General features: G+C 52.9%; 6 protein-coding genes and 1 tRNA gene. 5 read left to right on the top strand and 2 right to left on the bottom strand.

Annotated features, from left to right (window positions below):
* Positions 1-171 precede the first annotated feature (171 nt).
* The 5 genes from tssF (at position 172) to JKP81_RS22130 (ending at position 5747) form a co-directional block, all read left to right on the top strand.
* Entirely contained in the window at positions 172-1926 is a 1755-nt protein-coding gene (gene tssF / locus JKP81_RS22150) for a type VI secretion system baseplate subunit TssF (protein WP_200553463.1), read from the top strand.
* Entirely contained in the window at positions 1890-2975 is a 1086-nt protein-coding gene (gene tssG, locus JKP81_RS22145; protein WP_200553461.1) for a type VI secretion system baseplate subunit TssG, read from the top strand. The genes tssF and tssG overlap by 37 nt, the downstream gene beginning before the upstream one ends.
* On the top strand, positions 2953-3498 hold the full coding sequence (tssJ, locus tag JKP81_RS22140) for a type VI secretion system lipoprotein TssJ (protein WP_200553459.1): 546 nt from the start codon (positions 2953-2955) through the stop codon (positions 3496-3498). The genes tssG and tssJ overlap by 23 nt, the downstream gene beginning before the upstream one ends.
* Positions 3498-3935, top strand: a complete 438-nt coding sequence (gene tssE, locus JKP81_RS22135) for a type VI secretion system baseplate subunit TssE (RefSeq protein WP_200553457.1) — start codon at positions 3498-3500, stop codon at positions 3933-3935. Before tssJ ends, tssE begins: the two co-directional genes overlap by 1 nt.
* A gap of 402 nt (positions 3936-4337) precedes the next feature.
* Complete coding sequence (locus tag JKP81_RS22130) at positions 4338-5747, top strand: VasL domain-containing protein (RefSeq protein WP_200553455.1); 1410 nt, start codon at positions 4338-4340, stop codon at positions 5745-5747.
* Between the two features lie 768 nt (positions 5748-6515).
* Here the strand turns inward: JKP81_RS22130 and JKP81_RS22125 are convergent.
* Positions 6516-6591: transfer RNA gene (locus JKP81_RS22125), tRNA-Phe, on the bottom strand.
* 105 nt (positions 6592-6696) lie between these two features.
* The gene (locus JKP81_RS22120) at positions 6697-7413 is read right to left on the bottom strand and encodes a DUF554 domain-containing protein (RefSeq protein WP_017457551.1); all 717 of its coding nucleotides are present in this window, start codon (positions 7411-7413) and stop codon (positions 6697-6699) included.
* Positions 7414-7694 lie beyond the last annotated feature (281 nt).

Here is a 7694-nt window from a genome sequence, read left to right as displayed (position 1 = left end):
ACAACCTGTTTGACTGCTTCAGTTTTAAACTCTTCGGGATAACGCTTACCGCTCATGGGCACCTCTCTTTAAGCCATCTTAAATGACTCTGAGGTGTCTGTTAAACCCGTGGCGATTCAGACTTCGCTTTATTCCTGAACACTGTGAGTCACTCAATCATATTGGTTATCTATGGATGATTTAACCCTGCGTTATTACGACGCTGAAATGCGTTACCTGCTGGAGGCAGGTGAAGAGTTCGCCCGTGCTCATCCTGAGCAGGCGGCAATGCTTAACCTCGATAAAGCAGGTGCCCGTGACCCCTATGTGGAACGCCTGTTTGAGGGCTTTGCTTTCCTCATGGGGCGGCTGCGCGAGAAGCTCGACGATGACCTGCCGGAGCTGACCGAAGGATTGGTCAGCCTGCTGTGGCCACATTACCTGCGCACCATACCCTCGATGTCCGTGGTGGAGTTTACTCCCGACTGGCGTGAAATGAAGGAGCAGATGCGTATCGTCAAAGGTTTCGAGGTGAACTCGCGGCCGATCGGTGAGAAGGGCACCCGCTGCCGGTACACCACCACCAAAGAGATCATCCTTCAGCCGCTGTCGCTTGAGCACGCAAGTCTGATAACCGATCCTGATGGCAGGTCGGTGATTACGCTGCGCTTTAACTGTAGTCAACTTGCAGACTGGAGTCGTATCGATCTCAGCCTGATCCCGTTTTACTTCAATGCTGACACACCGCTGGCCTGCGCCATGCATGAAGCTTTTACCCTGAATATTGGCCGTCTGTGGTTGCGGATGTCGGGTGACGTGGAGAGAAGACCACTTGACGGGTATTTCACTGCTCTCGGGTTTGGTGATGACGACGCTCTGTGGCCGAAGGGGGAGAGTAGTTTCAGTGGCTATCAGCTGCTACTGGAGTATTTCACCTTTCGCGAGAAATTCATGTTCACCGGGCTGCGAGGGCTGGAGGCCGTCGCCTTTCCGGCTGAGCTCTCCTGGTTTGAAATAGATGTGGTCCTGGCTGAGCGCTGGGAGCATGACTTCAGCTTCACTGAAAAGCACTTGCGCCTCAACTGTGTACCGGTGATCAACCTGTTTCCGCTGGAATCCGACCCGCTGACGCTCAACGGGTTGCAAACGGAATACATGCTGCGTCCGATGCGTGTGCAGGACGGTCACACAGAGATTTATGCGGTGGATTCGGTGATGTCATCCAGCCAGCATACCTACGTCCCCTTCACGAGCTTTCGCCACAAGGGGGGAATGATGCGCCATGAGGCACCGGAATATTACTGGCACACCCGTGTGCGTCGTGGTCCATCCGGGTTGCATAACACCTGGCTTATTCTCGGTGGTGAAGCCTTTGATACCCATATCATCCCGGAAGATGAAAGCCTTTCTCTGACGCTCACCGGCACCAATGGTCAGCTACCTCGGCGCGCGCTGCAGAGCACCGTGCTCGACACGGTGATGAAAACCACCTCGGTCAGCATTGCTGTTCGCAACCTTTGCGCCCCGACGCTTCCCTGTTATCCGCCAGCACAGGACAGGTTTCACTGGCGTGTACTCAGCCACCTCGGCAGCGGGTTCCTTTCGATGATGGATAATGCCGATGTGCTGCGTGGCACCCTTGCGTTGTATGAGTGGACCAACAGTGAGATGAACCGCCGCCGTCTGGAGAGCATCATTGATGTGAAACACAGCGAAACTGAGCGCTTTGAGCAGGGCTACCTGGTGCGCGGTGTGCAGATAGAAGTGATGTTGGACAGCCACGGTTTTGCCGGGCGGGGCGACATCTGTCTGTTCGGCGAGATGCTGAGTCGCTTCTTTGCGCTCTACACCGACATTTACTTGTTTAATCGCCTGATTATTATCCTGCAACCGACCGGAGAACGTCTGGAATGGGAAGAGAAGCACAATCGCCGTATTCCCGGCTGACCGCGCGGCTGGAGGCTGACCTCAACCGGATCAATTTCTATCGTTTCTGCCAGCTACTGGAGAAACTGAATCCGGACAAACCGTTGATGGGCTCAACCAGCCACCCGGCAGATGACCCGGTGCGCTTTGCGCCGCATCCAGGGATGGGCTTTCCGGTCAGTGAGCTGAAGGCGATTGAATATGATGAAGACGATGACAGCAAACCGCCGATCATCCGTGCCACGTTTATGGGATTGTACGGCGTAGATTCCCCGCTGCCGACGACATATCTCGATGACATTGCTCAGCGTCGGGAAGGACATGAGGCGCTGCAGGGTTTCCTGGATATCTTTAACCACCGCATTCTGACGCAGTTCTACCGCATCTGGCGCAAGTATTCTTATCCGGCCACGTTTGAACGTGGCGGCACCGACAATATCTCACAGTCATTGCTGGGGCTGGTGGGGCTGGGTATTCCCGGCACGGCTGAACATATTACCACGCCAGTATCACGCTTTCTGGCTCTGCTTGGCGTGTTGCGCCAGCCGGGTAAAACCCAGGAGGGGATACAGGCACTGGTTAGTCTGCTGGCTCCGGATACCACCGTGCAGGTCAGCCCTTACTGTCTGCGCCCGGTAGAAGTGAGTAAACCTCTGGGCTTTTATGGCGATGAGGATTTTCTGCTGGATGGCAATACGCCGCTTGGCGACGAAGTGCTGGATGCCAACAGCCAACTGCTGATTGCTCTTTCCACGGATAACGAACAGGAATCGCAGGGCTGGAGGCCGGATGGCCTGCTGTATCAGGATTTGCTGGTTATGCTGCGGGTATACCTGGGCTGGCGATTCAGGGCAAAAATTACCCTGACCATTTGTAGCCGCCTGCTGGCTTTCATGCCGTTGGGCGAAGGCTCTTTCTGGCTTGGGATAAACGGCGTACTCGGTGTGGAAGGTGATGCACTGCCGGACGATATCCCGCAGAGCTTTACGATAGAGTTGGGCTACTACACAGGACTGGAACCTGCGAAAACACAACAAGGAAACCGACGTGTTACGTACAAATTTTACTAAGATCGCGTTCTGGCTACTGCCTGTGCTGGTGTTCAATCTGGCGGGCTGCGGGGTGACGCAGGACATTACTGATGGCACCAAATCGGCATTTAACGCCGTGTTCTACAAAAAGATTAAGGTGCTACATCTTGATTTCACGGCTCGTGAAGCACTGAACACAGATGCCCGTGAGAACAACGTGCTGTCTGAATCGGTTCTTGTGCGGATTTATCAACTCAAAGACCACAAAACCTTCGAAGAAAGTGTGTACCAGCAGCTACTGAACGACGGTGAAAAGGTACTCGGAACTGATCTTTTGGCTACCCGCGATGTCGTGCTTAAACCGGGCGGAGACGTGCTGCTCGATATGCCACTGGAAAAGGACGCGAATTACGTGGCCGTGGCTGGATTGTTCCGGCAACCCGATCTGGTGAAAAATACATGGAAGCTGACGGTAAACCGTGAAGAACTCGATCCGGATACCCCCCGGGTGGTTGAAGCCGGGAATAACTCTCTCAGGCTGCTACCGGTAAAGGACGAATAATGCCTCACAGCCAAAACTCTCCTTCTTTATATGAAATGCTCACCGGCAATTTCGCCGGTGGCCTCAACCTTCAGCAGGGCAATGAAGAAAATCAGGTCATACTTTCCGTACTGGACAATATGCAGCGCGTTCTTAACTGTCGTGCAGGCACATTGGCGCACCTGCCGGACTATGGACTGCCTGACATGACCAAAATCCTTGAGGGCATGCCGGGGACGGCGCATGTACTGATGGGAACCCTCTCCGCCGTCCTGCTCAAATATGAGCCACGCCTGAAAAAAATCGCCGTTGTACTGCTGGAGCAGGAAATCCCCGGTGAACTGCGTTATGCCATAGACGCTGAACTCAAAGGTATTGGCCTGGTGCGTTATGGCACAGATTTTAAACCTGAAGGGCGGGTTCTGTTGCGACACCTTAAGCAACAGCAGTATCTCTAAACGACAATCCGTACGTAAGGCCAGGGCAGATAGTGTTCGTAAAATCACAATTCCTGAAAAGTGACAGTCCCGACAACCCCTCTCCGTTTCGTTCATCAGTGGGCGCCTGGCTGCTATCGCTACATTTCGCCAGTGAATGAGCCGTGTCAGGAACAGGTGGAAGAGTGGCTAATGCGATATGAAACTCAGCGTCACGCAGAAGGCGCGAACAGACAAAAAGCTTGAATGCTAGCGTTTATATCTTGAACACAAATTCAGCACGTACCCCAGCAATATTCTCGTGCCAAATCCATTTCCCATCGTGCAAAGCACGGCTTGCGTACGCGAACTCAGATATGAACTCCTTTGCTGACAATGCCTCCAAAACCTTCCGCTCTATACAAGTTAAATGGATATCTGGTCATGAATGACATTTCCCCCCGTAAAATCAAAACCGGTAGCGACCCGCGTACCCTGCCGGATTATGTGGCCCTGCGCGATGAGCTAAGCAAGCTGAGCCATCCAGCACGCCCGGATGTGAACTGGCGGTATGTAGAAAAACTCTGTCTCTCACTGTTTGAGCAAAATGGCGTGGAATTGCAGACAGCGGCCTGGTACACGCTTACCCGAACGCAACTGGCCGGATTATTCGGTCTGAATGAGGGCCTGGCAATACTGGAGGCCCTGATAAGTCATCAGTGGGGAGGACTCTGGCCGCAGCCTGTACACGCCCGCATGGAAATTCTCAGCAATCTGAGCCAGCGCCTGCAGCAACGGATGCGCGCGCTAGCGCTGAACTACAGCGACCTCAGCCAGTTATATCGGGCGGAGCAACTACTAACGCGTCTCGGCGCGGTGCTACAGCGTCTGGAACTTAAGCACCTGAGCCAGCTCAATACGTTGCGATTGATGATACATAACAGTGCTGTTCGGCTGGAAAATAGTGACGGCGCATCCGACTCTGGTGTAGCTATTCAGACTGGTGTCGTGCTGCCTGCGACAGTAATGAATAGCGCGGGAATATTAAGTGATGCTTTGCCTGATGTTCCTGTTACAGAAAAGAACGAACCGACCAACACGGTTAATTGGGTTTATGTTGCACAACCCGAACATCAGCCGAACGTGGATGTACTGGCGACGATACCGGTACAGGGAAAAAAGTGGAAATCCTTTGCCGCCGGCATGTGCACCATGTTGGTAATAAGTGCGGCAACGGTGTGGGGCTGGCATGTCTTACATCGACTTGACCCGTTACAGGCTCAGCTTGTTGCATCGCTGGCACCGTTACCCGCGACACTCACTCCTGCACAACTTGATACGCTGTATCAGCACGCTCCCATATCGCAATCCTTGTTCGCAGACACGCAGCAGCAGCTCGTGCGCTTAGGTCAGTTGCCACCGGACTGGAATATTGACTACAGCCGTCAACTGGTCGAACAGGCTCAGTCGCTCTGGCCTGAGCAGGCGAAACCACTGGCACAGCAGTGGCTTCGGCAATTGAACGCTGCCAGCATACCAACAGAAAATCTGAATGGCTGGCATCAAGGAATGACGAAATTACAGCAACTGAGTAACCAACTGAGTGGGCTGGATGGGCACAAGGGTAAGTACATGACGGTCAGTGAGTTGAAGTCATCCGTTTTTGGCATGATAACCAGCTTTCAGCAGGCTGAACCGACGGAGGAACAGCTTCGTCAGATTAATTTATTACCAGCCGGTTCTCCCCGGCGTCAGCAACTTATCCGGCAACTGGAACAACATCTACGGTCACAGATTTATACACTGGGTCTGATGAAAAACAGCACACCTGTCACGACGTTGCTGCACAAATAATCGGTAAATCCCGGCCCCCTGAACGATTAAGGAAACAACTTTTGCTGAGGAAGAGAACGGCGGGTTCTCCATACAGGAGATTGCGCCACATTTGGCAGCGTTATAAGTACGGCCATATGCAGGATCCGATCTGGCAAGAGCGACCTTTTGGCAGGATCAAAGGATGAGCGGGATCTAATGGGATGCAGCACGGATTTTGAGGCAGGGGCAATTTGGTCGGGAGTTCAACAAGCGCACGAAACTAAGGCGGGGCTATTTATATTTGCAGCGATTTTTTATCAACGCGTTTGCGCACCGTAACACAGCAATTGCTACTGATTATGGCTATGCGGTGTTACGGCAACTTTCTGCTTAGTCCTGCTTTTTCGTTGCGTTATCCGCTTTCGCATTACGCTTTTTTTTCAGCGCCATGTAAATAAAGATAACCAGTGCTGCCCCGATGATAAATCCTAATGTATGCATTTTTTAACCTTTCCTTTAGTTTGATACCGCTCGCAGGAGGGGGACTGAAAACCCTTCGGGCGTGTTTTTGCGCGACAAAATCCTGGCACAGGTTTCGGTATTATTCGACAACTTTTAGCGATAGTTCTTAAAGGGCAGGGACAAATTCAGGGGGTAAGAACCCATCGCGTCTTCTGTCCAACGCGCTCTGAATTGTCAGTTCTGGATGAGGCATGAGGTTTGCGGCGAATAATCGAACGCAGTTCGATGGAGAGTACGTATCCCCAAAAGCAAAAACCCAGCCATAGGCTGGGTTCTCTGAATAAGTGGTGCCCGGACTCGGAATCGAACCAAGGACACGGGGATTTTCAATCCCCTGCTCTACCGACTGAGCTATCCGGGCAACGGGGCGCATTAAACCTGATTCGCCGCGCTCCGTCAACGAAATTTCTTCAATTCGCTGCGGACTGCACAATCTATCACCACTTTGCGCATAATGCACGTTCGCTCAGGCAAAAAATGCTGTCCACAGGGCAGAAATCGGCATCGCAATCACCAGCGCGGGCAGCATATTCGCCACGGCAAACATCTTAATGCCGCAGATGCGCAACCCGGTCGCCAGCAGCAGGATGCCGCCAACGGCGGTGAAATCGCCCATCATTGCGGGCGTGGTCAGCGGCAGGATCAGTGTCGCGCAGGTGGCGAGAGTAAGCTGGATAATCAGCATCGGCACGGAGATCATCGCGACAGCAAAACCGAGTGAAGTCGCGAATATCACGGCGGTAAAGAAATCGAGAAAAGCTTTAGCAATAAGAATGCTCGGATCGCCGGTCATCCCTTCGCGCATGGAACCAAAAATCCCGGTGCCGCTGGCGCAGAACAGAATAATGATTGCCACCAGGCTCTGAATAAACGACTCGTGAGCGCTGTTGGCATCCCCGTCTTTACGTTTTTGCAGCAGATTACGTAACGCGTTAACACCACCGCTGATACCACGCTCGACGTAACAAAGTTCGCCAATTAACGTGCCGACCAGCGTGGCGAGCACCATTACCGGCAAATTCACGCATTTGATCACCAGCAAAATACCGATACCCAGCGACGCAAGGCCGAAAATCGAAGGCATGGAGGAACGGATGCGCTCGGGCAGGCGATGGCTGAGCAACGCGCCCAGGGTGCCGCCAATTAATACCGCAGCGGCGTTAATAAAAGGACCTGTAAGCACGAGTTACCCCTGTGTTTCATATAACTGAATAATATGCCGCATAGAATAGCATTTTTATGCGCGACCACGCCCGGCCTGGTTGCGCCTCTTTGGGAAAGGTGACATGATTGCGCGAATTTTATTCCACCTACGGGAGCTGCCAGATGACGTACATGACTGCTGTTTGTCACGCGTTTTGCACCGGCATGCCTTCGGGCACCCGTGTCATATTTCCCCATACTCCACTCACCATGCGGTGAGGGTAACGCACGCTCACTGTAGGACAACAGTAAGATCAGAAG

The sequence above is a fragment of the Kosakonia sp. LAM2021 genome, from assembly GCF_016620385.1.
Lineage (GTDB): Bacteria > Pseudomonadota > Gammaproteobacteria > Enterobacterales > Enterobacteriaceae > Kosakonia > Kosakonia sacchari.
The sequence above is the reverse complement of the archived record's forward strand: the minus strand, read 5'-3'. Positions and strand labels throughout refer to the sequence as shown.